26 protein-coding genes and 1 pseudogene are annotated in these 26426 nt (G+C 65.3%); 14 read left to right on the top strand and 13 right to left on the bottom strand.

All coding sequences use genetic code 11. The annotated features are described in order from the left end of the window. Window positions 1-363 (top strand): annotated as a pseudogene (locus tag CI41S_RS30745) (IS5/IS1182 family transposase); the annotation flags it as partial. A 133-nt stretch (window positions 364-496) separates the two neighbouring features. Here the strand turns inward: CI41S_RS30745 and CI41S_RS30740 are convergent. The 8 genes from CI41S_RS30740 to CI41S_RS30705 form a co-directional block, all read right to left on the bottom strand. Then, the gene (locus CI41S_RS30740) at window positions 497-1381 is read right to left on the bottom strand and encodes an alpha/beta fold hydrolase (protein WP_139862920.1); all 885 of its coding nucleotides are present in this window, start codon (window positions 1379-1381) and stop codon (window positions 497-499) included. 28 nt (window positions 1382-1409) lie between these two features. Continuing rightward, window positions 1410-2822: a dihydropyrimidinase gene (hydA, locus tag CI41S_RS30735; RefSeq protein ID WP_139862919.1), complete on the bottom strand. Its 1413-nt coding sequence runs from the start codon at window positions 2820-2822 to the stop codon at window positions 1410-1412. Continuing rightward, window positions 2822-3586, bottom strand: coding sequence for an aspartate/glutamate racemase family protein (locus CI41S_RS30730; RefSeq protein ID WP_139862918.1), 765 nt, complete (start codon window positions 3584-3586; stop codon window positions 2822-2824). Before CI41S_RS30730 ends, hydA begins: the two co-directional genes overlap by 1 nt. Further along, window positions 3583-4392, bottom strand: a complete 810-nt coding sequence (locus CI41S_RS30725; protein ID WP_139484156.1) for a GntR family transcriptional regulator — start codon at window positions 4390-4392, stop codon at window positions 3583-3585. Before CI41S_RS30725 ends, CI41S_RS30730 begins: the two co-directional genes overlap by 4 nt. Beyond that, window positions 4385-5167, bottom strand: a complete 783-nt coding sequence (locus CI41S_RS30720) for a maleate cis-trans isomerase family protein (protein ID WP_139862917.1) — start codon at window positions 5165-5167, stop codon at window positions 4385-4387. The genes CI41S_RS30725 and CI41S_RS30720 overlap by 8 nt, the downstream gene beginning before the upstream one ends. 214 nt (window positions 5168-5381) lie before the next feature. Next, window positions 5382-6686 carry an MFS transporter gene (locus tag CI41S_RS30715; protein WP_139484154.1) on the bottom strand — a complete coding sequence of 435 codons (1305 nt, stop codon included), beginning with the start codon at window positions 6684-6686 and terminating at the stop codon, window positions 5382-5384. 240 nt (window positions 6687-6926) lie between these two features. Then, a complete protein-coding gene (locus CI41S_RS30710) occupies window positions 6927-8240 on the bottom strand; it encodes an MFS transporter (protein WP_139862916.1) in 1314 nt (437 codons plus the stop codon). A gap of 2 nt (window positions 8241-8242) precedes the next feature. Next, window positions 8243-9220, bottom strand: a complete 978-nt coding sequence (locus tag CI41S_RS30705) for a 2-hydroxyacid dehydrogenase (protein ID WP_172628250.1) — start codon at window positions 9218-9220, stop codon at window positions 8243-8245. Between the two features lie 97 nt (window positions 9221-9317). Between CI41S_RS30705 and CI41S_RS30700 the strand changes: the two genes are divergently transcribed. The 11 genes from CI41S_RS30700 to CI41S_RS30650 all read left to right on the top strand — a co-directional run bounded on the left by CI41S_RS30700 (window position 9318) and on the right by CI41S_RS30650 (window position 19521). Beyond that, on the top strand, window positions 9318-10136 hold the full coding sequence (locus tag CI41S_RS30700) for an MmyB family transcriptional regulator (RefSeq protein ID WP_172628249.1): 819 nt from the start codon (window positions 9318-9320) through the stop codon (window positions 10134-10136). Between the two features lie 204 nt (window positions 10137-10340). Next, on the top strand, window positions 10341-11585 hold the full coding sequence (locus CI41S_RS30695) for a branched-chain amino acid ABC transporter substrate-binding protein (protein ID WP_139862913.1): 1245 nt from the start codon (window positions 10341-10343) through the stop codon (window positions 11583-11585). Between the two features lie 70 nt (window positions 11586-11655). Continuing rightward, window positions 11656-12603, top strand: a complete 948-nt coding sequence (locus CI41S_RS30690) for a branched-chain amino acid ABC transporter permease (RefSeq protein ID WP_139484149.1) — start codon at window positions 11656-11658, stop codon at window positions 12601-12603. Beyond that, the gene (locus tag CI41S_RS44660; RefSeq protein WP_139862912.1) at window positions 12600-13925 is read left to right on the top strand and encodes a branched-chain amino acid ABC transporter permease; all 1326 of its coding nucleotides are present in this window, start codon (window positions 12600-12602) and stop codon (window positions 13923-13925) included. The genes CI41S_RS30690 and CI41S_RS44660 overlap by 4 nt, the downstream gene beginning before the upstream one ends. Continuing rightward, window positions 13922-14689 (top strand): ABC transporter ATP-binding protein, encoded by a 768-nt coding sequence (locus tag CI41S_RS30680; RefSeq protein WP_244626740.1) that lies wholly within the window; start codon window positions 13922-13924, stop codon window positions 14687-14689. Before CI41S_RS44660 ends, CI41S_RS30680 begins: the two co-directional genes overlap by 4 nt. Further along, complete coding sequence (locus tag CI41S_RS30675; protein WP_139862925.1) at window positions 14689-15384, top strand: ABC transporter ATP-binding protein; 696 nt, start codon at window positions 14689-14691, stop codon at window positions 15382-15384. The genes CI41S_RS30680 and CI41S_RS30675 overlap by 1 nt, the downstream gene beginning before the upstream one ends. A gap of 630 nt (window positions 15385-16014) precedes the next feature. Next, window positions 16015-16614, top strand: coding sequence for a 3-keto-alpha-glucoside-1,2-lyase-like domain-containing protein (locus tag CI41S_RS30670; protein WP_139862910.1), 600 nt, complete (start codon window positions 16015-16017; stop codon window positions 16612-16614). Then, window positions 16614-16856, top strand: coding sequence for a hypothetical protein (locus CI41S_RS30665; protein ID WP_244622333.1), 243 nt, complete (start codon window positions 16614-16616; stop codon window positions 16854-16856). The genes CI41S_RS30670 and CI41S_RS30665 overlap by 1 nt, the downstream gene beginning before the upstream one ends. A gap of 35 nt (window positions 16857-16891) precedes the next feature. Beyond that, entirely contained in the window at window positions 16892-17251 is a 360-nt protein-coding gene (locus tag CI41S_RS30660; protein WP_139484145.1) for a hypothetical protein, read from the top strand. Window positions 17252-17307: 56 nt separating this feature from the next. After that, window positions 17308-18684 carry an arsenate reductase/protein-tyrosine-phosphatase family protein gene (locus tag CI41S_RS30655; protein ID WP_244626739.1) on the top strand — a complete coding sequence of 459 codons (1377 nt, stop codon included), beginning with the start codon at window positions 17308-17310 and terminating at the stop codon, window positions 18682-18684. 24 nt (window positions 18685-18708) lie between these two features. After that, window positions 18709-19521 (top strand): hypothetical protein, encoded by an 813-nt coding sequence (locus CI41S_RS30650; protein WP_139862908.1) that lies wholly within the window; start codon window positions 18709-18711, stop codon window positions 19519-19521. 1 nt (window position 19522) lies between these two features. Here CI41S_RS30650 and CI41S_RS30645 read toward each other — a convergent pair whose 3' ends face one another. From CI41S_RS30645 to mgtE, 4 genes are all read right to left on the bottom strand, one after another. Further along, entirely contained in the window at window positions 19523-19813 is a 291-nt protein-coding gene (locus tag CI41S_RS30645) for a hypothetical protein (RefSeq protein WP_139862907.1), read from the bottom strand. A gap of 74 nt (window positions 19814-19887) precedes the next feature. After that, on the bottom strand, window positions 19888-20259 hold the full coding sequence (locus CI41S_RS30640) for a hypothetical protein (RefSeq protein ID WP_244626738.1): 372 nt from the start codon (window positions 20257-20259) through the stop codon (window positions 19888-19890). Between the two features lie 980 nt (window positions 20260-21239). After that, a complete protein-coding gene (locus CI41S_RS30635; RefSeq protein WP_172628248.1) occupies window positions 21240-21551 on the bottom strand; it encodes a helix-turn-helix domain-containing protein in 312 nt (103 codons plus the stop codon). A 127-nt stretch (window positions 21552-21678) separates the two neighbouring features. Continuing rightward, complete coding sequence (mgtE, locus tag CI41S_RS30630) at window positions 21679-23097, bottom strand: magnesium transporter (protein ID WP_139482334.1); 1419 nt, start codon at window positions 23095-23097, stop codon at window positions 21679-21681. Between the two features lie 83 nt (window positions 23098-23180). Between mgtE and CI41S_RS30625 the strand changes: the two genes are divergently transcribed. Beyond that, window positions 23181-23996, top strand: coding sequence for a polysaccharide deacetylase family protein (locus CI41S_RS30625; RefSeq protein ID WP_139862906.1), 816 nt, complete (start codon window positions 23181-23183; stop codon window positions 23994-23996). 96 nt (window positions 23997-24092) lie between these two features. Beyond that, window positions 24093-25466, top strand: a complete 1374-nt coding sequence (locus tag CI41S_RS30620; RefSeq protein WP_139862905.1) for a polysaccharide deacetylase family protein — start codon at window positions 24093-24095, stop codon at window positions 25464-25466. A gap of 3 nt (window positions 25467-25469) precedes the next feature. Here CI41S_RS30620 and CI41S_RS30615 read toward each other — a convergent pair whose 3' ends face one another. Continuing rightward, window positions 25470-25844 carry a hypothetical protein gene (locus CI41S_RS30615; RefSeq protein ID WP_139482332.1) on the bottom strand — a complete coding sequence of 125 codons (375 nt, stop codon included), beginning with the start codon at window positions 25842-25844 and terminating at the stop codon, window positions 25470-25472. Window positions 25845-26426 lie beyond the last annotated feature (582 nt).

Here is a 26426-nt window from a genome sequence, read left to right as displayed (position 1 = left end):
CACGCGAAGCGTTACCTTGTCGACGGCGGGTTCAACAAGCACGAAGACATCGAATGGGCTGCTAGCCAGGGGATCAAGGTCTATGGCCCGCCGGCCAACAGCAAGCATGGGAGCGATCCCTATGCACCACGCCCCGAGGACGGCCCCGGCATGGCCGCCTGGCGCAGACGGATGAAAAGCCTGCACGGCAAGAGCGTCTACAAACGCCGGGCGCCGGGCGAATGCATCAACGCCCGCTTCCGCAACTGGGGCCTGCGCCAGTTCACGGTTCGGGGTCGCGAAAAAGTGCTCACCGTGCTGCGCTGGTTCGCCCTCGCCAACAACGTCCTCGCCGGACACAGGCTCCTGGCCCAAGCAGCATAACCAAACACCAGCGACCTTGAGGGTTGCGCCCTGATCGCCATCGCTCTACTGGGCCAAATGGCGCGGTCACCCCTGTTAGGGTCACAAGCTCTCAGGATGACGGAGATGGATTCGGCCGCATCCAAGATTCAAATCAGTCCTTCATCCCCGTGATCGACGTGCTCATCGCCCTCGGATCGCGCATCGGCCAGCGGCCGCTCTCGACCTGCGCGAGGAAATCACTGACGATCCGGTTGTATTCGTCGGGCTCCTCGATGTTGATGGCGTGGCCGCAATTCGGCATTACTGCGAGCGCGGCGGACGGAATGTTCTGCTTCATCAGGATGCCGGGCAACAGGCATGGCCAGTCCTCGTCGCCGGTGATGATCAGCGTCGGCACCGTGATCCGCTTCATCTCGTCGGTCAGCGTGTACAGCGACGGCCGCTCCTTCTGCACGCCCTGCTGGGTGTTGGCCGATCCGACCGCCGAGTGCTCGGCCAGCATCGCCTTGAACTCGGCGTGACCGCGCGGATCCTTGTTCTCGTACTGCACGCGGGTCGGGCCATAGGCGTAGCGCTCGGCGAAAGCCGGCATGCCGTCCTTGCGGATCGTATTCGCGATCACGTCGGCCTCGGCGCGAAACGTCTCGCGCTTGTCGAGCTCGGCGCCATAACCGCAGCCGCCGATGCACAGCGAGAGCGCGCGCGCATGGTGACGAAGCCCGAAATGCAGCGTGGCAAAGCCGCCCATCGACAGGCCGACGATGTGCGCCTTGTCCGCGCCGATGTGATCGAGCACCGCCAGAATGTCATCGGCGGCACGCGCCTGTGAATAGGACGCGACCTGCTCCGGCACGTCCGACGGCGGAAAGCCGCGCGCATTGTAGGCGATGGTGCGGTAGCGCTTGCCGAAATGCCGCATCTGCGGCTCGTAGCTGCGCAGATCCCCGGCGAATTCATGGACCAGGATCACCGGGTGGCCCGAACCGGTCTCCTCGAAATAGAGTCGGACGCCGTCGTCTGCTGTCGCGTAGGGCATGGTGACCTCCTGCCTTCTTTTTCGCGTGTTACCGAATGGTTGCTGCGGCCGGCGGCTTGGCACGCGGCAGGTAAGCGCCGTGGCCCTTGCTGCCGACCAACTTGCCGTCGTCGACCACGACCTTGCCGCGCACCATGGTCAGCACCGGCCAGCCGGTGACCTCGAGCCCTTCATAAGGCGTGTAGTCCGAGCCGTCATGGATCAGCTCGTGGCGGATCGTCGTCTTACGCTTCGGGTCCCACAGCGCGATGTCGGCATCCGAGCCGACCGCGATCGTGCCCTTGCGCGGATAGAGGCCGTAGATCTTGGCATGGTTGGTGGCGCTGAAGGCGACGAAGCTGTTGAGGTCGATGCGGCCCTTGACCACGCCTTCCGAGAACAGGATCGGCAGCCGCGTCGCCACGCCGGGGATGCCGTTCGGCACCCAGCGGAAGCTGGTACGTCCCTTCGGCGCCAGCTTGCCTTGCGGATCGTCGTAGCGGAACGGGCAATGGTCCGACGAGAACACCGAGAACACTTTCTGCTGCAAACCCTCCCAGCATGCCTGCTGGCTCTCGACATCGCGCGGCGGCGGCGAGCAGACGTATTTTGCGCCTTCCATGTTGAGCTGATCGAGATCCTTCTCGGTCAGCATCAGATATTGCGGACAGGTCTCACCCATCACCCGCAGACCGCGCTGCTGCGCGCGGCGGATTTCCTCCATCGCCCCGCGGTTCGAGACATGCACGATCATGATGGGGACATCGACCAATTCGGACAGCGAGATCGCGCGATGGGTGGCCTCGCGCTCGACCGGGATCGGCCGCGAGGTGGCGTGAAAGCGCGGCGCGGTATTGCCGGCGCGCTCCAGCCGGTCGGTGAGAAAGCGGATCGCGTCAAAATTTTCCGCATGCACCATCAGCATCGCGCCGGTCTCGCGCGCCACCGACATGGTCTCGAGCAATTCGCGATCCGACAGCGCCAGCCCCTCATAGGTCATGAACACCTTGAGCGAGGTGTAGCCGTCCTCGACCAGCGCCGGCAGCTCCTGGCCCAGCACATGATCGGTCGGATCGGTGACGATCAGATGGAAGGCGACGTCGACATGGCATTCGCCTTCCGCCAGCGCGTGATAGCTCTTGAGCGCCTCGCGCAGCGTCTGGCCCTTCTCCTGCAGACAGAACGGCAGCACGGTGGTGTTGCCGCCGAACGCCGCCGAGCGCGTGCCGGTAGCAAAGCCGTCGGCCATCACGATGCCGTCACCCGACGGCTGGGCGAAATGGACGTGGCTGTCGATGCCGCCGGGCAGCACGAGTCGATCGGTCGCGTCGATGATCTCAGCCGCCGCGCCGAGATCATGGCCGAGCGCCGCGATCTTGCCGTCGCGGATCCCGACGTCGCAGCCAAAGGTATCGGCGGCGGTGACCACGGTGCCACCGCGAATGATGGTGTCGAAGGCCATCAGCGGGCTCCTTGTTTCGGTGAACGGTGTTCGATGACGGCGGCCAGCGGCTCCGCCAGCCCGCGCGTCGGCTTGGGATCGGGCCGGCGGAAGGTGCCGGCGACCGCCTTGCGCGGCCTGAGCACGGCGAGCGTCTCCGCCTGGCGCACCGCGGCGGCGACCGGATCGATCACCGGCACGGGAATGCGATCGCGGACTTTTGCCGCGAGCCCGGCGAGCGGCGCGCCCGAGAGAATGACGACGTCGGCGTGATCCTGCTCCACGGCTTGCTTGGCCAGCGCCACCAGCAGTTCTTCCTTCTCGGCCTGCACCTCGGAGATCGACTGGAATGCACCGTCGAGCGCGCGGACGCCGGCGCAGCGCGCGGTGAGCCCGTGCATGGCGACGCATTCCTCGTACCAGGGCGTCAGCACGCCCGCGAAGGTCACGATGGCAAAGCGCCGCCCGACCATGCAGGCGGTAAGCATCGCGGCCTCGGCAAGACCCACGACCGGAAACGAAAACAGCTCGCGCGCGCCGAACAGGCCGGGATCGCCGAACGCGGCGATGATGGCGGCATCACAGCCGTCGCCGGCCTCGGCCAGCATTTCGAGCGCGATCGCCCCGCCGATCTGGGCCTCGGCGCGGGTCGCGATATAGGGCACGCCGCGCGACGCTGTGACCGGCACCAGCTCGGTCCCCGCCGAGACCACCTTGCTGCCGGCGGCGTGCAGCAGATCGGTCACCGCCGCCGTCGTATTGGGGTTGAGCAGCAGGATCTTCATCGTTCGGTCTTCCTCGTCTTGCGGCCGCGCGGCTTGATCGGCGGCTTGGCGGGCGGCTCGGGCGCCGCGGCGGCGGCCGCGTTGTCATCCAGCGTTTCGATGACGATCTCGCCGGTGCGGCGCACATGGTGGGCCAGCACCTGCCCGGCGCGCGCGGCATCGCGATCCCTGAGCGCCGCCAGGATCTCCTGATGCTCGCGCACCGATTCGTCCCAGCGGCCGAGCACCGAGAGTGCAAAGAAGCGCGCGCGCTCCGCCCGCGCCAGCAGCGCCTCGTGCGTCGCCTTCAGCACGGCGTTGCGGGCAAAGCCGACGATAGCGGAATGGATCTGCTGGTTGGTCTGAAAATACTCGCGCAGCTCGCCCCGGCCGTGATGCCACTCGATCTTCTCCTGCAGCGCGTCGAGCCGTTCAAAGTCGCCCTCCTCCATGCGCAAAGCGGCGAGCTCGGCGGCGCAGCGCTCGATGCCGCTGACCGCCTCGAACAGCTCGGTCAGCTCGGCGCGGCGGAACGGCGCCACCACCGCGCTGTGGTTGAGCCGCAGCTCGACCAGGCCTTCGCTCGCGAGCTGTTTCAGCGCCTCGCGCAGCGGGGTGCGCGAGATGCCGAGCGCGTCGGACAGATCGGCCTCGCCCAGCGACTGTCCGGGCGACAGCTCGCCGCGGACGATCATGGTGCGCAGCCGTGCCGCCGCCTGCTCGTGCAGGCCGACGCGCGGCACCCGCAAGCGGCGCCGCTGCAGCGCCGTCACCGGCTGGGGCCGCTTCGGATCCTTGTTGCGCCGGCTCGTTCTGATTTCAGTCACGGTTCGCCTTCATTTCGATATTGCCCTCGATCGCCACATTGGCGCGCAAATCGGGATTCGTGAACAGGCTACCCCACCCCGAAATGCGCGACGGATCGCGGCCGGTGGCACGCAGGCACGCCCACAGCGTCACGGCGATCGAATCCAGTACGGGAACGCCAAATTCCCGCTCCAGCCGCGCGGCGGCGCCGGCGCCCCGCATGTTGGTGCAAAGCACGACGGCGGCATCGCAGCCCTCGCGCACGACCTCCTCGATCAGCGTCGCGACCTCGGCCTCGCGCACCTCGGCAAAGGAGAAATTGTCTTGCAGCGACAGATGCCGCTCGGCAAAGCAATTGAGCCCTTCCGAATTCCAGTTGGCGATGATCCGGTCCTGCACGTCCTTGCGGTACGGCGTCACCAGCCCGATGCGCCTGGCGCCGATCCGCCGCAGCAGGTCGCGATAGGCCAGCACCGTGGTGCACGCCTTGATCCCGGTCGATGCCGTGATCTGCTCGCAAAGCCGCTCGTCGCGATCGAAGCCGAGCCAGCTCGCCGAGGTGCCGTTCCAGGCGATGACGTCGACCTTGGCATGCGCAAGCAATTCGGCTGCGCGCAGGATCTCGCTGGCATCGAACTGGCGCAGCGCCGCGTCCGACAGCGCGATCTCCGTCACCTTGAAGCGCGAGAAATGCACCGAGACGTCGCCGATGCCGGCCAGCATCGCATAGGTGATCGGCTCGAGCGCGGTGTTCGAGGACGGCGTCAGCATGCCGAGGCGGACGGGACGTGTCATTCGCGAGCCTCATCAATCGGTGCGCCCGCGGACTCGTTGCACCTCTCCCGCTTGCGGGGGAGGTCGTATCGCATCGTTAGATGCGATACGGGTGGGGGCTCCCTCCACACAAAGGGTGCCGCTCGTGGCGACACCCCCACCCCAACCCTCCCCCGCAAGCGGGAGAGGGAGCGCAGCTTCTTCGCGGTTGGTGCTCGATCCAATCCTAGCATGCTTACACCGGCAGCTTGCGGCTGTAATCGATCAGCGTCGAGCAGATCAACAGCGCGATGCCTGCGGTGGCAAAGTACATCAGCGCCAGGAAGTACGAGCCGGTGGCCTGCACGATGAAGCCGACGATCAGCGGCGTGGTGATGCCGGCGATGTTGCCGCCGAGATTCATGCAACCGCCGAGGAAGCCCGACTTGCCGCGGCCGGCCAGCGCCGAGGGGATCGCCCAGTACATGCCGCACCAGCGCAGGAAGAACAGCGTGGTCGACAGCAGCACCACGACCGCGACCGGATTGGTGACGTAGGCGACCAGGAAGATCGAGACCGTCGCCATGATCGCGGCAATGCCGAACAGGGTGCGGAACACCATGTTCGGTGAGCCGCCCCGCTCCCGCCAGCTGTCGCCGATCCAGCCGCCGACCAGCTCACCGACGAAGCCGGCGAAGAAGATGATGAAGGACGCGCCGCCGAGCGCCTTGATGTCGAAGCCGTGCACCTTGAACAGGTAGTTCGGCATCCAGGTCAAAAGCCCGTAGAAGGTGGTGTTGAAGAACATCCACCCCAGGCACATGCACCAGACCGAGCGGAAGCGGAAATAGGCTGCCCAGCCCGCACCCGACGCGGCCGGCGTCGCCGCGTCCTCGATCGCATGCGCCTCCTCGAGATAGCGCGCTTCGGCCTCGTTGACGCCGGGATGCTCGCGCGGCGCGTTGCGGATGTACTGCCAGGCCCAGATGCCGCACAGCATGGTGCCGACGCCGGCGATGACGAAGGCCATCCGCCAGGAATCGAACGCCGCGATCAGCCATGCGATCACGATCGCGCCGAGGGCGGCCCCGAGCGGCGCGCCGCCGTCCAGCAGGGTGGCGCCGCGGCCGCGTTCGGTCTGCGTCATCCAGATCGCGTTGAGCTTGCCGCCGGCCGGATAGATCGGCGCCTCCGACGCGCCGAGGCCAAGCCGGGTCAAGAGCAGCAGGAACCAGCTCGTCGAGAGCGCGGCGAGCGCCTGGAATGCGCCCCAGAAGAATGTCGCCGCCGCGATCACGATCCGCGGCTTGTAGCGATCGGCGAGCATGCCGCCCGGCACCTGCATGAAGGCGTAAGTCCAGAAGAACGAGCTCAGGATCAGGCCCTGCATCGCCGGATCGATGTCGAACTCCTTGGCGATCAGCGGCATCGCGACCGACAGCGAGGCGCGGTCGATGTAGTTGATCGAGATCAGGAACAGCATCAGCAGAAAAATCTTCCAGCGCACGCCGGTTGGCTTCGCCGCGTCCGTCATCGCGATGGTGGACACCTGTTCGCTCATGGCTTCCTCCACTGTCGGCAGATTGATGTTTCCCCGTCGCGTGACCGTCGCCATTGACGGTCATGTCGCCTTGCCCTGCCCGCCGTGAAGTCTGTTCGAATGACGGTGAAACGACAAGCACATTTTGCATTCTGCATACACTTTTTAACAACATATTGATATTACGACATTTATCGACGTACATGCCTTGTCTTTGAGCAGGTCACTGGTGAGCGGTTAGGCAGGGTTCGGCCTGCGCCGTCAGTGCGGCACGCGTCCCGGCACCAGGCGGACGTGTCGTGGCCCCGCAATCCAGATCGCCACGGCTGACATCAGACAGAAGGCGATGATCAACACGAAGGCGAGCCGATAGCTTCCGGTCGCATCATGGATGACGCCGGCCATCCAGGGCCCGGCGGCGCCGCCGCCGATCAGCGCGATGGTGATGGTGCCGAAGATCGCGCCGTAATGCGGTCCCTCGAAGATCTCGGCAACGATCGGTCCCATCACCGAGGTCAGCGCGTAGCCAAAGAAGCCCTGCGCGAACACCATGGCGTAGAGCAGCGCGTGCGACGGCCAGAACTCCAGCGCCAGCAGCGCTGCATAGGAAATCACGAAGCCGAGACAGCCCGCGGTCCAGATCCACTCGCGGCCGATCCGGTCGGACAAGCCGCCGAGCAATATCTGGCCGGGAATGGCGATGACGCTGACCGCGCCGAGCGCCCACGCCGCGACCAGCGGCGAGAAGCCGATCTCGACAAGGTATTTGGTCTGGTGCACCTGCACCGCGTACCAGGCGATCAGCGCCAGGAAATAGCCGAGCGCGATGCACCAGAATCGAAACGTGCGCAGCGCGCGGCCGAGCGTCCATTCGGTCGCCGCCCAGGCGGGATCGACGATCGCGGCGGCGCCCCTGCCCGCTGTCTTGTCGATCGGCGTCTTGTCGCCATCCGGGTTTTGCCCGACATCGGCCGGCCCCTTCCGCACCAGCAGCGCCAGCGGTGCGATGCCGAGCAACACCAGCCATCCCATCGCGACGCAGGACGCGCGCCAGCCCTCGGTCAGAATGATGCCCTGCAGCCAGGGCAGCAGCAGCACGGCGCCGACCCCTGCCCCCGCGAACGCAATGCTGATCGCGAGCCCGCGCCGGCGCACGAACCAGTTCGGCAGGAATTGCGAGTGCGCGGTATAGGTCATCATGTTGGCGCCGCCGCCGACCGCGACCCCGAGCGTCGCATAGAGCTGCCACGGGCTTGCGATCCACGGCGCCAGCAACAGGCCGGCCGACATCAGCGCGACACCGCTGAGGATGACGATGCGGGGACCGCGCGCATCCATCACCCGGCCGACGATCGGCGACAGCACGGCCGAGACGAGGAAGCCGAACGAGAACGCGCCTGCCGCAAGGCCGCGGTCCCATTTGAACTCGTCGATCAAGGGCGGCAGCAGCAGCGAGAACGCGGTGCGCCCGGTCACGCCGATCGCCATGGTCACGAAGGCGATCGCGACGATCAGCCAGCCATAGTAGAACGGCAGCCGCGCCTGCCAATGTTTTGCACCCTGCTCCGCCGGCATGATCAATTCGCCGCCGCGACCGCGTTGAGCGGCGGTTCGCCGCGCGCCGTCCGCTCGATATTTTCAGCGATGAGCCCGGCGCGCGATTCGAGCATGCCCTTGGTCCAGCCCGAGACATGCGGCGTCATGATCACATTGCCCAGGGTATGGAACGGCGCCGTGGATGGCGGCGTGACGCCTGCAGCGGTCGGGTAGCGGTACCAGACGTCGAGCGCAGCGCCGGCGAGCCGTCCTGCAGCGAGCGCGTCAAACAGTGCCTGCTCGTTGACGATTTCTGCGCGCGCCACGTTGATCAAATAGGCTTGCGGCTTCATCAGGGCGAGCCTGTCGGCGTCGAGCAGATCGCGCGTCTCCGGCGAGAGCGACAGCGTGATGGCGAGATAGTCGGAGAGACCGAGCAACTCGTCGAGCCGTTCCGGCCCGCCGACGAACATCAGCTCGCGCGGCACATCGGCTTGCGCCTGCCGTCTGACGGCGCAGACTTTCATGTCGAACGCGTGGGCGCGCCGCGCCAGCGCTTCGCCGATATGTCCAAACCCCAAAATCCCGAGCGTCTTGCCGGCAACCTCCGGCCACAGCGGCGGCGCCGGCGCATCGACCGACCACTGGCTCTCCCATTGGCCGGCCCTGAGCTTTTGGTCGATGCGTTGAAAATTTCGCGTCAGCGCGATCATGGCGCCCATGACGTATTCGGCGATCCCGGCCTCGTGGCCGTAGGCATTGGCGAGCGCCAGTCCCGAGCGGAGCTGCGACCGGTCGATGCGGTCGAGGCCTGCGCCCGGCACCTGCACGAGGCGCAGCTTCGCGCCCGCAGAGGCAAATTGTTTCGTGAACGCCATCGAGACCAGAACATCCGCATCGCCGAGCTGATCGACGACAGCAGCTTCGTCGCCCGCGACGATCTCGCACGGCATGGTCAGGCGCCGCCGCACCGGCTCGACCAGACGGACCGCAAACGATCCGGCGAACACAGCCTTCATCTGTTCGATCCTCTTTGCCGGCGGCACTTGTCGTGCAGCTTCTTGCTCGGCACTATCGCCGCGCGTCTGTCGGCAATCAACTACGTGCCAGGTAGTCATGACCATGCAATCGAGCTTTCCATCGCGGCTGGCCGACGCGCGCAAGCGGCGCGGCCTGTCGCAGCTGCAGCTGGCGTCGATTGCGGACTGCTCGCAGCGCCATGTCAGCTTCCTCGAGCTCGGCCGCACGCGGCCGAGCCGCGAGATGGTGCAGCGCCTGTCGGTGGCGCTCGCGCTGTCGCTGCGGCAGTCGAACGACCTGCTGCTGGCCGCGGGCTTTGCGCCGACCTGGTCGGAGACGCCCTACGGCGCCGAAGCGCTGGCGCCGATCCGGCAGGCGCTCGACTTCATGCTGGCGCAGCAGGAGCCATATCCGGCGGTGGTGGTCGACCGCCGCTGGAATCTGCTGCACGCCAACAACGGCGCCGTGGCGATGGTGGAATTTCTGGTCGGCCCGCTCGACCCGGGCGCCGCGGTCAATCTCGCCGATGCGCTGGTCGCGCCGGACGTGCTGCGCCCTCACCTCACCAACTGGCCTGAAGTCGTCGCCTATTTCGTGCGCAGCGTCGAGGCCGATGCCGCCGCCGACGGAACGGCAGAGACCGCGGCGCTGCGCGACCGCTTGCGCGGCTACGCCGGCGTGCAAGCAAGCCTCGCCGCGCCATCCGCCGAGACGGCCAGCGGCCCGGTGCTGCCGATGCGATTTGCCAAAGGCGCGGTCACGCTCGAGCTGTTCACGACGCTCGCCACTCTCGGCACGCCGCAGGACATCACCCTGCAGGAGCTGCGCATCGAAAGCTTCTTCCCGATGAACGACGCGACCCGCGAGGTGTTCCGGCAATGGGCGTCGGCGCCGACGAGCGGCCGGGCGCGCTGATCCCTGCGGCCAGCCGTACAAGAACGGCGCCCTCGAATCCCGCATGGTGGAATGTGGACGATGCGGATGCGCCGGACATCCGCTGCTGAATGACGAGGCACCTCGCGGAATATTCCCAGTGGCGGCGGGCGCCGGGTCCGTGTTACGATTTTGCTTCAGCGCCGCAAAAACAAAAAAGCGGACACATCAGGGGAGGACTGCACCATGCTGCGAGGCAAGTGGTTGACGGCGTTCTTCGGACTCCTGCTCGCGATCGCCGGTGGCGGTCAGGCGCTGGCACAAGGCACCATCAAGGTTGCTTACACCGATCCGCTTTCAGGGCCATTCGCGCAGGTCGGCGACGCCAACCTGAAGCAGATGCAGTACATCATCGACTACATCAATTCCAAGGGCGGCGCGCTCGGCAAGAAGTTCGAACTGGCGCCGTTCGACAACAAATCGCAGCCGTCGGACGCGCTGATCGCGCTCAAGAGCGCCACTGACCAGAACATGCCCTTCATCATGCAGTGCAGCGGCTCGAACATCGCCGCCGCGCTGATCGACGGCGTCAACAAGCACAACGACCGCAACCCGGACAACCGCATCATCTATCTCAACTGCGGGGCGGTGGCGCCGGAGCTGACCAACGAGCAGTGCAGCTTCTGGCACTTCCGCTTCGACCTGCATGCCGGCATGAAGGCCGAGGTGATGGTCCGCGCGCTGCCAAAGCAAACCACAAAGGTCTATCTGATCAACCAGGATTATCTGTTCGGCCAGTCGGTGCAGCGCGAGGTGAAGAACTATCTCGGCAAGCTGCGGCCCGACATTCAGGTGGTCGGCGACGAGTTGATCCCGCTCGGCAAGATCAAGGATTTCTCGCCCTACATCACCAAGATCAAAGCGTCAGGCGCCCAGGCCCTGCTGACCGGCAATTGGGGGCCGGACATGAACCTCCTGATCAAGGCCGGCATCGATGCCGGCGCCGATCTGCGCTACTACACCTTCTACGCCCATCTCGCCGGCGGGCCGACCGCGATCGGCGCCGGCGGCGACAACCGCGTGCTGGCCGTGATGTCCTACGGCGAAAACGTCGCGCCGGAGATCGGCAACAAGGAAGCCGAAGCGTTCACCAACGGATTCCGCGAGAAGCACAAGTTCGACTTCTCCGCTGCCGGCTTCCGCACCATCTTCGAGTATCTGCAGGCCGCGGTGAACAAGGCGGGTTCGGTCGAGCCGGCCAAGGTCGCCACCGCGATGGAGGACCTCACGGTCAAGGACTTCCTCGGCTTCGACACCAAGATGCGCAAGGAAGACCACCAGATCATCAGCGAATATTTCGTCGGCACCTTCAAGAAGGGCGTCAAGTATGACGCCGAAGGCACCGGCCTCGGCTGGGCCACCTCGGCGACGATCCTCGCCAAGGATATCGATCAGCCCAACACCTGCAAGATGAAGCGCCCCGGCGCCTGACCGGCACAACAGTCGCCTGCTTCCCGTCGACAGGGAAGCAGGCGTCGTACCTTGCGGTGGGGCCGGTGCCATGGAAGTCTTCGTCGTCTCGCTCCTGAACGGCCTCGTCTACGGCATGTTGTTGTTCATGCTGGCGAGCGGGCTCACGCTCATCCTCAGCATGATGGGTGTGCTGAATTTCGCCCATGCCAGCGCCTACATGCTGGGCGCCTATTTCGCCTATACGATCAGCGTTCACATCGGCTTCTGGCCGGCGCTGGTGATTGCACCGCTGCTGTGCGGGCTGATCGGCGCCGCCATCGAGATGTGGGGATTGCGGCGCGTCCATCGCAACGGCCACATCGCCGAATTGCTGTTCACCTTCGGCCTTGCTTTGATCATCGAGAAGGTCGTGCAGATGACCTGGGGCCTGCTGCCGGTGCCCTACCGGGTGCCGGAGTTGCTGGATTTCCCGCTGTTCCGGATCTACGGCACGCAATTCCCGGCCTATCGCGCCTTCATGCTGGCGATCTCGGCGCTGATGTTCGGAGCGATCTGGCTCGGCCTGACGCGGACCCGCGTCGGCCTCGTGATCCAGGCCGCGCTGACCCATCCCGATATGGCCTCGGCGCTCGGCCACAACGTGCCGCGGATCTTCACGCTGGTGTTTGCCGCCGGCACCGCGCTGGCGGGGCTCGCCGGGGTGATCGGCGGCAACTACCAGGTCACCGAGCCGGCAATGGCGTTCACCATGGGACCCATCGTGTTCGTCGTCGTCGTGTTCGGCGGTTTGGGTTCGCTGACCGGCTGCTTCATCGCCTCGATCCTGATGGGATTGATCCAGACCTTCGCCGTCGTGTTCGACGTCTCGCTGGCCGATCTGCTGGCCAAGTTCGGCTTCACCGTGACCTCGAGCACGCCGTTTGCAGAAGTTCTCAACGTGACGCTGCCGCGAGTCGGCGCCCTGCTGCCGTTTCTGCTGCTGGTGCTGATCCTGGTGTTCCGGCCGCGCGGGCTCATGGGGACGCGTGACACATGAACATGCTGCGCCGCCATTGGCCGTGGTTGCTCGCCTTCGTCGTCCTGCTGGCGATTCCGTTCCTGTTCTACGACTGGAGCAAGGGCCGCCATTCCGGCTTCGTGCTGACGCTGATGAGCGAGATCGGCGTGATGGCGATCTTCGCGCTCTCCTACAACATGCTGATGGGCCAGTCCGGCCTGCTGTCGTTCGGGCACGCCGTGCTGCTCGGCATGGGCGCCTATTGCGCGGCGCATGTCGTGCTGCTCGTCAAGGCCGGCGCGTTCTGGCTGCCGACCGAACTGGTGCCGCTCGCGGGCGGACTGGGCGGGCTGTTCTTCGGCTACGTGTTGGGCTGGCTGGTGACCAAGCAGCGCGCCACCGCGTTCGCCATGATCACGATGGGGCTCGGCGAACTGGTCTCGGCCGCGGCGCTGATGTTCATGGGCTTCTTCGGCGGCGAAGGCGGCATCCCGATCGACCGCGTGATGGATACCAGCGTGCTCGGCGTCAGATACAGCTCGCCCTGGCAGGTCTACTGCCTGGTGCTGGTCTGGGCCTTCATCGCCGCGGCCCTGATGCGGCTGCAGACCCAGACGCCGCTCGGCAGCATGGCCAATGCCACCCGCGACAATTTCGAGCGCGCCCAGTTCGTCGGCTACGATCCCCGCATGGTGCGGCTCTACCAGTTCACGCTGGCTGGCTTCTTCGCCGGCATCGCCGGCGGCCTGTACGTGCTGATCTACGAGATCGTCACCTTCGACACGGTGTCTGCGGCGAAGTCGGCCAACGCGCTGCTCGCGGTCTATATCGGCGGCGCCGGCGGCTTCTTCGGTCCGATCCTCGGCACCGTCGTGGTGGTGCTGCTGCAAAGCGGGGTCAGCCTGCTCAGCAACGCCTGGCTGCTCTATGTCGGCGTGCTTTTCATCGTCATGGTGATGTACGCGCCGGGAGGCCTGATCGGGCTGATCTTCATGCACGCGCCGATCTGGCGCGCCGGACGGCTGCGCGAGCTGGCGCTGCCCTATGCACGCGCGTTTCCACCGGCGCTGCTGGTCCTGCTCGGCTTCGTGCTGCTGGTCGAACTGGCCTCCTTCACCACGATCGGCGCGGCCCAGGGCAAGACATTCACGATCGCGGGCAACACCATCGACACCATGGCGCCGATGCCATGGGTAATCGCGCTCGGAGCGCTCATGCTGGGCGGACTGTGGCTGCGGCGCGAAGCACGCAGTTTTCGCGAACGCTGGGACGCGTTGATGGAAGGCGCCAAGGCCGACAGCATCAAGCGGCAGATCGACGCCGGCATCGCCATCGTCAAGACGCAGGAGGCGGTGTCGTGAGCACTGGTGTCGCCGCCACGCCCGCCGTCGAACTGCGCGAGGTGCGCAAGAGTTTCGGCCCGACCGAGATCATCCGCGGCGTCAACCTCGCGATTCCTCGCGGCGAGCGTCACGCCATCATCGGCCCCAACGGCGCCGGCAAGACCACGCTGTTCAACCTGATCTCCGGCCGCTTTGCGATCAGCTCGGGCGCGATCACGGTCAACGGGCGGTCGACCGCCGATCTGGCGCCGCAGGAGATCAACCGGCTCGGCCTGTCGCGCAGCTTTCAGATCACCTCGATCTTCCCCCGCATGAGCGTGTTCGAAAACATCCGCTGCGGCCTGTTGTGGTCGCACGGCTACCGCTATTCGTTCTGGCGGCTGCTCGGGCAGCAGAAAGCATTGAACGAGGCCGCCGACCGGCTGCTGGAACGGCTCAAACTGTCGGACCGCCGCAACGTGCAGGCCGGGCTGTTGTCCTATGCCGAACAGCGCGCACTCGAGATCGGCATCACGATTGCCGGCGGTGCCGAGATCATCCTGCTCGACGAGCCGACCGCCGGCATGAGCCACAGCGAGACCGAGAGCGCGGTGGCGCTCATCCGCGCCGTATCCGAAGGCAAGACGCTGATCATGGTCGAGCACGACATGAGCGTGGTGTTCGGCCTTGCCGACCGCATCACGGTACTGGTCTATGGCGAGGTGATCGCCTCGGACGCACCGGCTGCCATTCGCGGCAATACGGCGGTCCAGGAAGCCTATCTCGGCACGGTGGCGGCATGATGCTCGAGGTCCGCGATCTCCACGCTTTCTATGGCAAGAGCCACATCCTGCAAGGCGTCGATCTCTCGGTCGCCGAGGGCGAAATCGTCAGCCTGCTCGGCCGCAACGGCGTCGGCCGCTCGACGGTGTGCAAGACCATCATCGGGCTGGTGCCGCCGGTCGGCCGGATCGACTTCAAGGGCCGCTCGATTGCAGGCCTCCGGCCCGATCAGATCGCCCATGTCGGCATCGGCTACGTGCCGGAAGACCGCCAGGTGTTTCCGGGTCTCACCGTGAAGCAAAACCTCGAGCTTGGCCTGAAGCGCGCGGGCGCGACCGGGAGCTGGACTTTCGAGGACGTATTTTCGCTGTTTCCCAATCTCGCCAAGCGGCAGGACAATCCGGCCGGCGTGCTGTCGGGCGGCGAGCAGCAGATGCTGACGATGTGCCGGACCCTGATGGGTGACCCGGATCTCATCATCATCGACGAGCCGACCGAGGGCCTCGCCCCGAAGCTGGTGGAACAGGTCGGCACGCTGCTCGACGAAATCGCGCGCCGCGGCACCGCGATCCTGCTGGTGGAACAGAAACTCACCATTGCGCTGCGGATTTCCCGACGTCTCTACGTCATGGGCCACGGCCGCATCGTGTTCGAGGGCACCCCGGCGGCACTCGCCGACAACGGCCGCATCCGCAAGGAGTGGCTCGAAGTCTAGCCTTGCTTGGTGCCGCATGCGAGAGCTCGCGGCGCGGTCGCGTCTCCACCACCGCCGTCATCGCCCGGCTCGCCGCCTCCGCTAAAGCTACGGCGTGCCCAAGATCGCAAGCCTCGTCGAAGCCTTGGCGTAGACGGGACCGGGCGATCCAGTACGCCGCGGCCTCTCGGTTCAATCACTGCCGTCTCTGGAATACTGGATCACCCGCATGCGCGGGTGATGACACCGGTTATTTGGCGGGCGATGCGAAACCTAACGCAGCGTCGTGGCCGTATTGCTTTTACCGCTCCCGTGGATTATCACGGCCGTAGGGGAACTGCAGTCTCCCCTTGAGACCTCGGTCCAAGGACTGTGCATAGCTCGACGTGTCGAGGAATTTGCACACATGGACCAAAGCGATCCCCCACCTCCTCTCAGCGTTTTTCTCTTGAGGTCCGCATCCGAGCGGAAGCCGCCGGATATTGATCCGCCGCCGGAGCCTGGCCGAAGCAATCCCTCGAAGCCACGGGCGATGCCCGGAAGGCGATGGCCAGTGCGGCTCCTTGAGTAAACAGGAGTCTGCCGATGTCTCATCCACAACGGCGCGCGGCCATCATCGCAGCCGCGCTTTTCTTCACCGGAGCAAGTGCCATGTCGAACCATGCGATCAGTTTCGAGAGCCCGCAGACCGGCGTCGCGCCCGAGGGCTGGACCTCCACCCTCACGGGTTCGGGCGATCCAAAATGGACGGTCGAAAGCGACGAGACCGCGCCGTCGAAATCCAAGGTGCTCAAGCAATCCGGCCGCGCGACCTACCCGCTGCTGCTGAAGAACGACAGCAGCATCAAGGACGGTTTTGTCGAGATCAAGTTCAAGGCCATCGCGGGATCGCAGGATCGCGCCGCCGGCATCGTCTGGCGGGCGAAGGACGCCAACAACTATTATGTCACCCGGGCCAACGCGCTCGAGGACAACGTTGTTCTCTACAAGACTGTCAACGGCGTCCGCAGCCAGCTCGACATTGTCGGCCGCAAGGGAGGGTATGGCATCAACGTCAAGGTTCCGTCCGACGTCTGGCACAGCCTGCGCGTCGACTTCAGCGGCTCACGGTACCGCGTGTCGTTCAACGGCAAACAGCTGTTCGAGGTCGAGGATTCCACCTTCGTCGACGCCGGCAAAATCGGGCTGTGGACCAAGGCCGACAGTGTGACGCTGTTCGACCAAATCACTTATGGGGAAGCACGGCGGTGATGGCGATGTTCGAAACGACAAGCAGTAGGCGGCTGATCCGTGTGAACGGTCCGCGGCAGGCGATATGGAGTTTCGCCGTTGTCTTGACGGCCGCGATCGGGGTCCTTGCGAGCATCGACGTTGTATTCGGACAGACCAGTTGCAAGGTCTGCGCCGACCAACAGAAGGCGTGCATGAAGAACTATGCCGGGCCGACCTGCAAATCCGAGTACAAGATGTGCGTGAAGTCCTGCAAGAAATGACGCGGGCATCCGTACGCATTGGAGTTGAGCATACGTTGGTCGTTGCTGCCGCAGCGGCCGTCGGACTGATGTTGCTGGCATCCGACGGCTTCGCTGCCGCGGACGCTCGAAGGCTAACCGGCGCCCAGATCAGGGCCAGGCTCGCGGGAATGCAGCTGACGGATGAGGTCCACTACCGCCTCGTCTACGAGCGTGACGGTACGCTGCGAAGCTTTTCGATGGGCACGAAGAAGGTCGGGACGTGGTCGATCGACAAAGACCAGCTGTGCCTTCGGCTTGGGGACAACGACGACGGTTGCTACGCGGTGACGCTCAGCGGCGAGCGCATCGAACTGGTGCCGTCCGGGCTCGGGCTCGCATTCGACGGGATCGTCCAACCCGCGGACCGGAATTGAAGTGAGATGCTAAGATGCGAACCGTGGTCCGGAATGTTCAGGCAAGGCTGCGCCTCGTGGCTGCTGTCTTTGCGATCCTGACGGTATCGGCCGCGTCCGCGCCGGCGGGTGAGCCAAAGACCATCGTCTTTGTCTGCCAACACGGCGTGGTCAACAGCCAGATGGCCGCTGCCTATTTCAACGGGGCCGCGCAGGAACGCGGACTGCCGTTCAGGGCGATCTCGCGCGGCATCGATCTCTATCGGTCTGTTCCGGTCAGGGTTCAGGACGGTCTTGCACTGGATGGTCTGGAGGCGGCCAATACGCCGCAACAACTGACCGCGGACGACATGATTGCGGCGGACCGCGTGGTGGCGTTCGATCAAATTCCCCCGGAGCAGCGCGGCCGCGCCGATGTGACCTACTGGTCCGGCATTCCCTTGGGCATCGACGACTATGAGGCGACCCGCGATCAGATCGTGCAGCGGATCGAGGCGCTCGTTCCGATGCTGGCAGCGGCAGCCGAATCGGCAGGAGACAAGGCGCCGCTCCAGCTCGAAACCAAGATCCCGCTCGGCGATATCAACGGCCGGATCGATCACCTGGCGGTCGACCTGAAGCGTCAGCGACTGTTCGTGGCCGAGCTCGGCAACGACAGCGTCGGCGTCGTCGACCTCGCGGCACACCGTCTGCTTCGAACCATTACCGGATTGAGCGAACCCCAAGGCGTCGGCTATGAGCCGTCGACCGACACCCTCTATGTCGCCAATGCCGGTGACGGATCGGTACGGCTCTACGAGGCCAACGAGTACAAGGCGACGGGGCGGATCGAACTCGGCAGCGATGCCGACAACATCCGGGTCGATGCGGCGGGTAAACGTGTCATCGTCGGCTTTGGCAGCGGCGGCCTGGCGGTCCTGGACCCATTGACCCGCAGCAAGGTTCAAAGCGTTCCGCTGAAGGCGCATCCGGAAAGCTTCCAGATCGATCCGGAGACCGGCCGCATCTTTGTCAACCTGCCGGACGCGCGCGCGGTCGCGGTGGTGGACGGCGCTTCCGGGAAACAGCTTGCCAACTGGCCGCTGGACAAAGGCGGCAATTTTGCGATGGCCATCGATCGCGACCGGGACCGCGTTCTCCTGGTGTACCGCAGTCCCTCCGAGCTTGCCGCCTTCTCGACCGACGGCAAGGCGGTCGCAATCGCCGAGACTTGCGGCGATGTCGACGACCTCTTCGTCGATGCAAAGCGCGGACGCATCTATGTGAGCTGCGGCGGGGGATACGTCGACGTTTTCGAAATCGATGGAGCGGCTTATCGACGGATCGCGCGCCTGCCGACGGCAACGGGCGCGCGAACGTCGCTGTTCGTGCCGGAGATGGACCGTTTGCTGGTTGCGGTCCGTGCGGGCGCCGCCGGGCCAGCGGCGATCTGGGTGTTCAAGCCGATGCCTTGAGATTGACTCTGTAGGAGGCGGCGCATGCGCGAACCCGGCTGGAGCCTCGGCAGCTTCTCGAGATACCTTGCGCTGCGCGTGACGGTCGCTTTGACGTTGGCGGTCTGGTCTGGTCCAGCGTGGGCCTATCGCCCGTTCGACGGCACCGATGCCGCGGTCGCAAAAAAGGGAGAAATAGAGATCGAGCTTCAGCCGGCCGGGCGCTTGCGCGATGAGAGCGGAACGAGCCTGATCGCACCGGCTTGGGTCATCAATTACGGTTTGACTGAAGATTGGGAAGCTGTCTTCGAGGGCCAGGGGCAAACGCCGCTTTCTCCGTCGGGGCCGACCAGCCTGACCGCCGCCGGCGCGTTTCTCAAACACGTGGTTGTGCCCGGCAGCCTGCAGGACAAGACCGGCCCGAGCATCGCGACCGAGTTCGGTGTTCTCCTGCCGGACAGCACCGGCAATTCAGGCGCCGGGGTCAGCCTGGCTGGTATCGTCTCGCAGCGCTGGGATTGGGGCACTGTTCACTTGAACGCCGAGACTGCCATCACCCGCGACCATCATGCCGATGTATTCCTCGGCGCGATCGTCGAGGGGCCGGCGACGTGGACGGTGCGTCCCGTCGCCGAGATATTTTACGAGAACGAGTTTGGCAAAGAGGAAACGTTCTCTGGCCTGGTCGGGTTGATCTATCGCGTGCGCGACGATCTCAGCTTCGACGTCGCGGTCCGGCACGCGCTCACCGGTGGGCATCCGGTGAACGAAATTCGTGCGGGCTTGACCTTTGGTTTTCCGCTTTCCTTCTTCGAAGGTCATGCCGCGCACCAGACCTCGCCAAGTCTGCCTCGATAGTCTATTGGCGATCCCGGTTCTCCGGATGCGCGCGCCAGTCGCGGCCGACGGTTTGATGGTCGTCGTTCGGCGGCGCCTGCCCCGCGTGATCGTTCTCGCCACCTTGAGCCTTCCAGTCGCGTCCGATCTTGACGTCCTCTGCCCGGCTGCGGTCCCGCTCGCGGGATTGCTCCGCCTGCTGGGGCGGCTGTGCCTGTTGTACAGGCGCAGATTGCGCTTTTGCAGCGCTCCCGGAGAATGCGAAGGTCAACGCGACAGCGCATAACGCAGCGAGTGATGTAGAATTTTTCATGGGTGTCTCACTTCCTCGTCAGAACTGTGCACTAACTCGCCGTGACGGGCTTTGTTCGTAGAACGAGCACGTTTTCACCTCGGTCGTGACGCTGGAACCGGCAGGTCTGATCGCTTCGCGCGATGTGCCACGACCATCGCGTTGACCGTCTCCTGATCATTGTTTGCGCGCATTCTGATGAACTTTCCGGACATCCAGACTTCATTGCAGTCGGCCGATGTGCTGCCCGGCACGGTCATGCAGAGCCGGTCGTTGCGGATCGCCCAGCTTCCGGTCCATGAGCTTCCCGATTCTTCGCCGATCAGGGCGCCGTCGGGACGAAGATGCATCGACCAATGCGGTCCATCGGTGATGTCCATGCCAACGACGCGCGCCCTGATCTGCTTCCCGTCCAGCATCCTGAACTGATCCTCCGCCTGAGCTGGACCGAGCGCCAGTACCGCCACGCAAATGCCCCACGCCTTGGCGCATCGCAGAATGTGAAAAGAGGAGAAGCAAAATGCAGACATGCGGCGTCCTTCGATGTATGGACGCGATTCTTGGGCATGTCGCCTCGCGGGGAGACCGCTTCCCCGTTCGCGCAGATAGAGCGCGGCGCATCGATTTGTCAACGGGACTTGCAACTCAGACGCGGTGACGGGTCTCGGGACGAAATTCCGCCCGCACCCATCTTGCCGCCCTGCTCGGCGGCTTCGTCAGCGGCTGTTCCGGCTTTGCCATGGGCTCGTGGTGTCGGCGTGTGGCTCCACATATTATGCCGACGCAAACCGCAGGAGGTCGTTCCTGCCCTATGGAGATCATCTTCGCATTTTCCGAATTTGTTCTTGACAGGCACCCCAAGTCACGGATTTAATGCGCGCCGTCTCACCCGATCGAGGGGCGCTGCGCATCGTCATAGTGTTGCGGTGAGATGCGGTGGACGCCGCGTGTGCCAGTGACGACGGCATGCGAGGCGGACGGTGAAGTCGTGCAGGCCTGACGCCCTAGTGGCAGGTGTCTTCTCGCAGGATGGGAATGCGTCTTGCGAGGACGGTGACAAAAAAGCCCAGTCTCGCCGGGGAGAGCACGTATAAGCCGTAACCCATCGCGCAGGGAAAGCCGGGTTGTTTCCGGTTACACCTGTGGTCCTACCCCGGTGCTTTTTTGTTGCACCGGGCCCATGGGTGCAATCGGCACCCGGCTTTCCCTGCGCCCTCTGTTCACAGAGCGGCGAAACGAAACGCAAAGCTCGGACAAATCATGTCGCGAGATGGCAAAACTGCGTCCTCACCCACAGCTGTCATCGCCCGGCCTCGACCGGGCGATCCAGTACGCCGCGGCCCATCGGCTCAACAACGACTGCCTCTGGAATACTGGATCACCCGCCTGCGCGGGTGATGACGCCGAGCTAGCTGTTTGACACTTGAATCAAACCAACACCCGTGCGTCACGCCGCCGTCGGCTCGCTCGCCAGCGCGGCGAACACCGTCTCCGGCGAATGGGCGATCACGGCGAGCAGTGCGCGGGCGGGTCCGCGCGGGGCGCGCTTGCCCTGCTCCCAGTTGCGGATGGTTTCCACGGGTACGCCGAGCTTGGCGGCGAATTCGAGCTGGGTGAGCTGGGCGCGGCGGCGCAGGTCGCGCACCGCGGGCTGCGTGGTCGCCGACGTGGGTGCGGGTTCGGCCGGGGCAAGCGGAAATTCCCTGCCGTCGCGCAGTTCGACGATCCGTCCGTCCGCCTTGAGCCGCAAGCGCCGCATGATGGCCCCCTGGAAGATGGAGGCATTATGCATGGAGCGCGTTAAGGCTCGATTAACGATAAAGCTGCCCTCGTCTGAGGCGTTTTCTTCCCGTGAACCGGGCGCCACTTCGCTCGAAAACGCTACGCTACTTCAGCCCGAACCACAGCGTTGCAATGCCGAGGAAGGAGAAGAACCCGACCACGTCGGTGACCGTGGTGACGAACGTGCCGGAGGCCACGGCCGGATCGGCCCGCACCCGCTCCAGCACCATCGGAATCAGGATGCCGCCGAGCGCGCCGGCGACCAGGTTGCAGATGATCGCAAGGCCGATGACGAGGCCAAGGCCCGGGATCTTGAACCAGGCCACCGCGGCAATCCCGGTGATGACGGCGAACGCGATGCCGTTGACCAGCCCGACCATGGTCTCGCGCAGCACCACGCGCAGCGCATTGAACGAGCCGAGCTCGCGGGTGGCGAGCGCGCGCACCGCGACCGTCATGGTCTGGGTTGCGGCATTGCCACCCTGGCTCGCCACGATCGGCGCCAGCACCGCGAGCGCCACCATCTTCTCGAGCTGGCCCTCGAACAGGCCGAGCACCGAGGAGGCCAGGAACGCGGTGGCGAGATTGACCAAGAGCCAGTTGAAGCGGCCGCGGGCGATGGTCCAGACCGTGTCGGAGAGCTCTTCGGGATGGGTGACGCCGCCGAGCGCCTTGAGGTCCTCGTCGGCCTCCTCCTCGATCACGTCGACGACGTCGTCGATGGTGATGACGCCGACCAGGCGATCGGTGGTGTCGACCACGGGGGCTGCGACCAGATTGTACTTGCCGAACATCCGCGCCACCTGCTCCTGGTCCTCCAGCGCGGAGACGCGGCGGCGGTCCTCGTCGACCAGGTCGGTGATCGGAACCGGGCGGCGCGCGCGCAGCAGCACGTCGAGCGGAACCGCGCCCAGCCAGTGCTTGTCGGCGTCGACCACGTAGATTTCGTAGAATCGATCCGGCAGATCGGGCGTGTCGCGCATGTAGTCGATCGCCTGACCGACGGTCCAATCCGGGGCGACCGCGATGAACTTGGTCTGCATCCGCCGGCCAGCGGAGTTTTCCGGATACAGCAGGCTGCGCTCGATGTCCTCGCGCTCGGCCGCCGGCAGCTTCTCCAGGATCTCTTCCTGGTCCTCCTCGTTGAGACTCTGGAGCAGCTCGACGGCGTCGTCGGATTCGAGCTCGCGGACGCCCTCGGCGACCGTCTCCGGCTCGAGTTCCTCGAGGATCTCCTCGCGGACCGCCTCGTCGACCTCGTTGAGCGCCGAGAAGTCGAAATCCGCACCTGTTATCTCGACCAGGGTGACGCGGTCCTCGGGCTCCAGCGCCGCGATCAGGTCGCCGAGGTCGGCCTTGTGCAGTTCCGCCACCACCTCGCACAGCAGCGGCCGGTCGGCGGCGTGGATCGCGCTGGTGATCGCCGCGACGAATTCGTGGCGGAGCTGGCCCTCCTCGTCCCGCATCGGGGTGCGGTCGAGCAGGGTCTCGGCGGATCGGGCAACGTCGATTTCCTCGGCCATGCCGCGTCTCGAAGGTTTGACAGGAGGGGAAAACTGGTCTGATTAGTGCGGACCGGATTACCGAACCGGCGGGGCCCTGCGCAATGAGAAAGATGTCGAGCGGACCACGGTCGATCTTGAGCGCCATCGCGACGCTGGTCGCCCTCGCGCCGGCTGCGCTGATCGCCCCGGCGCAGGCCGCCGAGTGCCAACGCAAGGACGCGCTCGGCACCGCGCGGGTGCTCGAGGTCGATCCTGCGACCTATCCGCGGGTCGGGCTGAAGAGCTTTCCGCAGACCCTGCCGCTGCGCGATCGCGAGGTGGTGCTGACCTTCGACGACGGACCGACGCCTGTCGTCACCGACAAGGTGCTGACGGCGCTGGCGGCCGAATGCGTCCGCGCCACCTTCTTCATGGTCGGGCGCAACGCGGCTGATCATCCCGATATGGTCCGCAAGGTCGTGCGCCTTGGCCACACCATCGGCTATCACACCTGGGACCATCCTCATCTCAACAAGCTCTCGGCGGAACAGGCCGAAGCCAACATCAATCGGGGGATCGAGGCGGTGGGGATGGCCCTGCGCGGGACCGCGAGCACGATCCCGGCCACGCCGTTCTTCCGGTTCCCCTATTTCGAGTCGACGCCCGAGCTGCTGAACCACCTCGAAAAGCGCGGTATTGCGGTGTTCGGGGCCGATTTCTGGGCCAGCGACTGGGTCAGGATGACGCCCGAGGAGGAGCTCAAGCTGCTCACCGGACGGCTCGAGGCCGCCCGCAAGGGAATTATCCTGCTGCATGACCCGCAAATGCGGACCGCCGAGATGCTGCCGGCCTTTTTAAGGTATCTGCAGGAGCACAATTACCATGTCGTCCACATCGTCCCGGCGGCGATGAAAACCGTGTCGGACCGGACACGTTGAACCCGGAATAGGGGCTGGATTACAGACCGTTAAGGCGGCATTCATGGCGCCACACTTAAGGGATTCGTCAGTGCGTTTGGAATGCGGCCGAGATCGATGATTGCGAACGTCCTGACGACTATCCGGAAGCGGTCGCTGACCGTGATCGGCGCGGCGCTGCTCAGCTGCTGCTTCATGACGCCGCAGGGCGCCCTCGCCGCGGATTGCCAGAACCCCAACGCGCTCGGCACCTCACGAACCCTGGTGGTCGATCCCAGGGAGCATCCGCGGATCGGCACCATGCAGTATCGCGAGACGCTGCCGCTGGCCGATCACGAGGTGGTGCTGACCTTCGACGACGGGCCGCTGCCGAAATACTCCAACCAGGTGCTGGCGATCCTCGCCAGCCAATGCGTCAAGGCGACCTTCTTCATCATCGGCAGCCAAGCCAACGCCAACCCCGAAGGCGTGCGCAAGCTGATCGCGGCCGGGCACACCGTCGGCACCCACAGCCAGCACCATCCGCTGACCATGGACCGGATGCCGCTCGAGCGGGCCCGGCAGGAAATCGACGACGGCATCGCCTCGACCCTGGCCGCGCTGAACGGCGACAAGAGCAAGCTCGCCCCGTTCTTCCGAATCCCCGGATTGATGCGCGCCGAGATCGTCGAGAACTATCTGGCCTCGCAGGGCATCCAGACCTGGAGCGCCGACTTCCCGGCCGACGACTGGCGCCACGTCTCGCCGCAGCGGGTCTATGACCTCGCGATTCAGCGCATCGAGGCCAAGCGCAAGGGCATCTTGCTGCTGCACGACATTCAGCCGCGCACCGTCGCGGCGCTGCCGCGGATCCTGGCCACGCTGAAGGAGCGCGGCTATCGCATCGTCCACGTCGTGCCGGCGGCGGCTGATCGTCCGGCGACGCCGACCGAGCCGCAGCAATGGTACCTGCATCCGCCGTCGGAGACAGTGGCGATCTCGCGCTGGCCGAGGGTACCGAATTTCGTCTTCACCGAGACGCGGACATTGCCGGCGCCGGTGCTCGCCGACCTGGATTGGCGCGACGCCGAGATGCTCGACCACGCGCCGCGGACCCGCCTCGCCCCGGTTCGGCGGACGCTGTGGCCGCAGCCGCGGCTCGCCCAGCTGGCGCCGATGGCGACATTGCCGATTCCGGCCGCTGACGTGTTTCGCGTTCCCGAAGCGCTCGGCCTGACGCTGCTCGCAGCGCGCTCGCCTGGCGGCCGCAAGCTCGCCCAGCGTGCGCCCGATGCGGCAGCCAGCTCGGCGCCGCGCGCGCAGGCGATCTCCGCGCGCCAGGCGAGGCATCCGAAGCAGGCCGCGCATCACGCCCCCGCCGCGGCGCACGGCAAGGGCCATGCGGACGCTCAACCTGCCGCGCAGCCGAAGCCGAACGGCCGTCCACTCCATATCGCCAAGCGCGCGCCGCGTGCAGAAGCATCCGCGATCGCCAAACGCGTGGCCGACTAGACTCTAATTGGTGACGATCTTGGCGATGCAGAGCAGGATCACCAGCGCCAGGAAGAGCAGGTCGATATAGGATTTGATTTCGCCGGCATGCCTGAGCCCGGTGACATCGGCGACGATCCGCTTGCGCGATGCCGCCGAATTGGGCCCCTCGCCCGCGGCCGACGCCAGCCGGCGCGTCTCGCCCTCCAGCCGCTCGATGCGCTGGAAGAAATAGAAGGAGCGCACCGCGGAGAATGCATGCATCGCCGCATAGACCAGCAGCAGGATCGCGACGGTGGCGCGCTGCGAATATTGCCCCAGCACGTTCAGCGTGAAGTAGACCAGCCCCAGGAACACGAAATTGGAGACGATACGGTAGGCATAGCTCAGCAGCGTCATCGGGCGCTCCGGGTGGACAGGCGTTCGGCGCGGCAATCAGGGAAACAGGTGCTTGCGGCCCGCAGCGCCGAACCGGCAAGCCCCTGCATCCGACAAACTACGCGACCGGTGTTGCGAGACGGCATTGCCCTCCCCAAAACGCGCGGGTAGCGGCGTTCTGTTCGGGCCTGGTCGGACGGACCAAATGGAAGCGGGATTGGTGGCGTGTTCGAGGGCGAGAGAAGAGATCAGCAACTTCAACAGCTTGCCGAGGCAGACAAGCGCCGATGCGCCGCTCGGCTATATGCGTTTTCCAACGCCGGCGCCAGCGCCAAGCCGGGCATCGAAGCCGGATCATTGCGGACAAGCGTCAGGAGCGTTGCGATGTTCCTAAGGCCTCGGATCAGAATTGAGCCATGTTCTTTAGACGATACTGCTGCCTCCGATGCTATCGCGGCATGCGGCTCCCGCCGCGTTCCGCCGGCCAAGTTGCGTACTCGTTCGTGCAGCCGTGATCTACGGACGCTACCATGACGTGATGACTCTTCTCCGATTGCGCGCCACGCCGACGTCGGCGATGGCAGGATCCCTTTTCTAAATCCA

It is taken from the genome of Bradyrhizobium ivorense, from assembly GCF_900696085.1.
GTDB lineage: Bacteria > Pseudomonadota > Alphaproteobacteria > Rhizobiales > Xanthobacteraceae > Bradyrhizobium > Bradyrhizobium ivorense.
Note: the sequence above shows the minus strand (reverse complement) of the source record. Positions and strands in the feature narration are given on the sequence as shown.

Bases quoted from the DNA above. Each gene is read 5' to 3' on its own strand.
- CI41S_RS30740 (WP_139862920.1), bottom strand. From the start codon at position 1,381: ATGCCCTACGCGACAGCAGACGACGGCGTCCGACTCTATTTCGAGGAG.
- CI41S_RS30625 (WP_139862906.1), top strand. From the start codon at position 23,181: ATGAGAAAGATGTCGAGCGGACCACGGTCGATCTTGAGCGCCATCGCG.
- CI41S_RS30675 (WP_139862925.1), top strand. From the start codon at position 14,689: ATGCTCGAGGTCCGCGATCTCCACGCTTTCTATGGCAAGAGCCACATC.
- CI41S_RS30730 (WP_139862918.1), bottom strand. From the start codon at position 3,586: ATGAAGATCCTGCTGCTCAACCCCAATACGACGGCGGCGGTGACCGAT.
- CI41S_RS30705 (WP_172628250.1), bottom strand. From the start codon at position 9,220: ATGAAGGCTGTGTTCGCCGGATCGTTTGCGGTCCGTCTGGTCGAGCCG.
- CI41S_RS30720 (WP_139862917.1), bottom strand. From the start codon at position 5,167: ATGACACGTCCCGTCCGCCTCGGCATGCTGACGCCGTCCTCGAACACC.
- CI41S_RS30615 (WP_139482332.1), bottom strand. From the start codon at position 25,844: ATGACGCTGCTGAGCTATGCCTACCGTATCGTCTCCAATTTCGTGTTC.
- CI41S_RS30710 (WP_139862916.1), bottom strand. From the start codon at position 8,240: ATGCCGGCGGAGCAGGGTGCAAAACATTGGCAGGCGCGGCTGCCGTTC.
- CI41S_RS30700 (WP_172628249.1), top strand. From the start codon at position 9,318: ATGACCATGCAATCGAGCTTTCCATCGCGGCTGGCCGACGCGCGCAAG.
- CI41S_RS30645 (WP_139862907.1), bottom strand. From the start codon at position 19,813: ATGAAAAATTCTACATCACTCGCTGCGTTATGCGCTGTCGCGTTGACC.
- CI41S_RS30620 (WP_139862905.1), top strand. From the start codon at position 24,093: ATGATTGCGAACGTCCTGACGACTATCCGGAAGCGGTCGCTGACCGTG.
- CI41S_RS30635 (WP_172628248.1), bottom strand. From the start codon at position 21,551: ATGCGGCGCTTGCGGCTCAAGGCGGACGGACGGATCGTCGAACTGCGC.
- CI41S_RS30690 (WP_139484149.1), top strand. From the start codon at position 11,656: ATGGAAGTCTTCGTCGTCTCGCTCCTGAACGGCCTCGTCTACGGCATG.
- CI41S_RS30715 (WP_139484154.1), bottom strand. From the start codon at position 6,686: ATGAGCGAACAGGTGTCCACCATCGCGATGACGGACGCGGCGAAGCCA.
- mgtE (WP_139482334.1), bottom strand. From the start codon at position 23,097: ATGGCCGAGGAAATCGACGTTGCCCGATCCGCCGAGACCCTGCTCGAC.
- CI41S_RS30670 (WP_139862910.1), top strand. From the start codon at position 16,015: ATGTCGAACCATGCGATCAGTTTCGAGAGCCCGCAGACCGGCGTCGCG.
- CI41S_RS30695 (WP_139862913.1), top strand. From the start codon at position 10,341: ATGCTGCGAGGCAAGTGGTTGACGGCGTTCTTCGGACTCCTGCTCGCG.
- hydA (WP_139862919.1), bottom strand. From the start codon at position 2,822: ATGGCCTTCGACACCATCATTCGCGGTGGCACCGTGGTCACCGCCGCC.
- CI41S_RS44660 (WP_139862912.1), top strand. From the start codon at position 12,600: ATGAACATGCTGCGCCGCCATTGGCCGTGGTTGCTCGCCTTCGTCGTC.
- CI41S_RS30650 (WP_139862908.1), top strand. From the start codon at position 18,709: ATGCGCGAACCCGGCTGGAGCCTCGGCAGCTTCTCGAGATACCTTGCG.
- CI41S_RS30665 (WP_244622333.1), top strand. From the start codon at position 16,614: ATGGCGATGTTCGAAACGACAAGCAGTAGGCGGCTGATCCGTGTGAAC.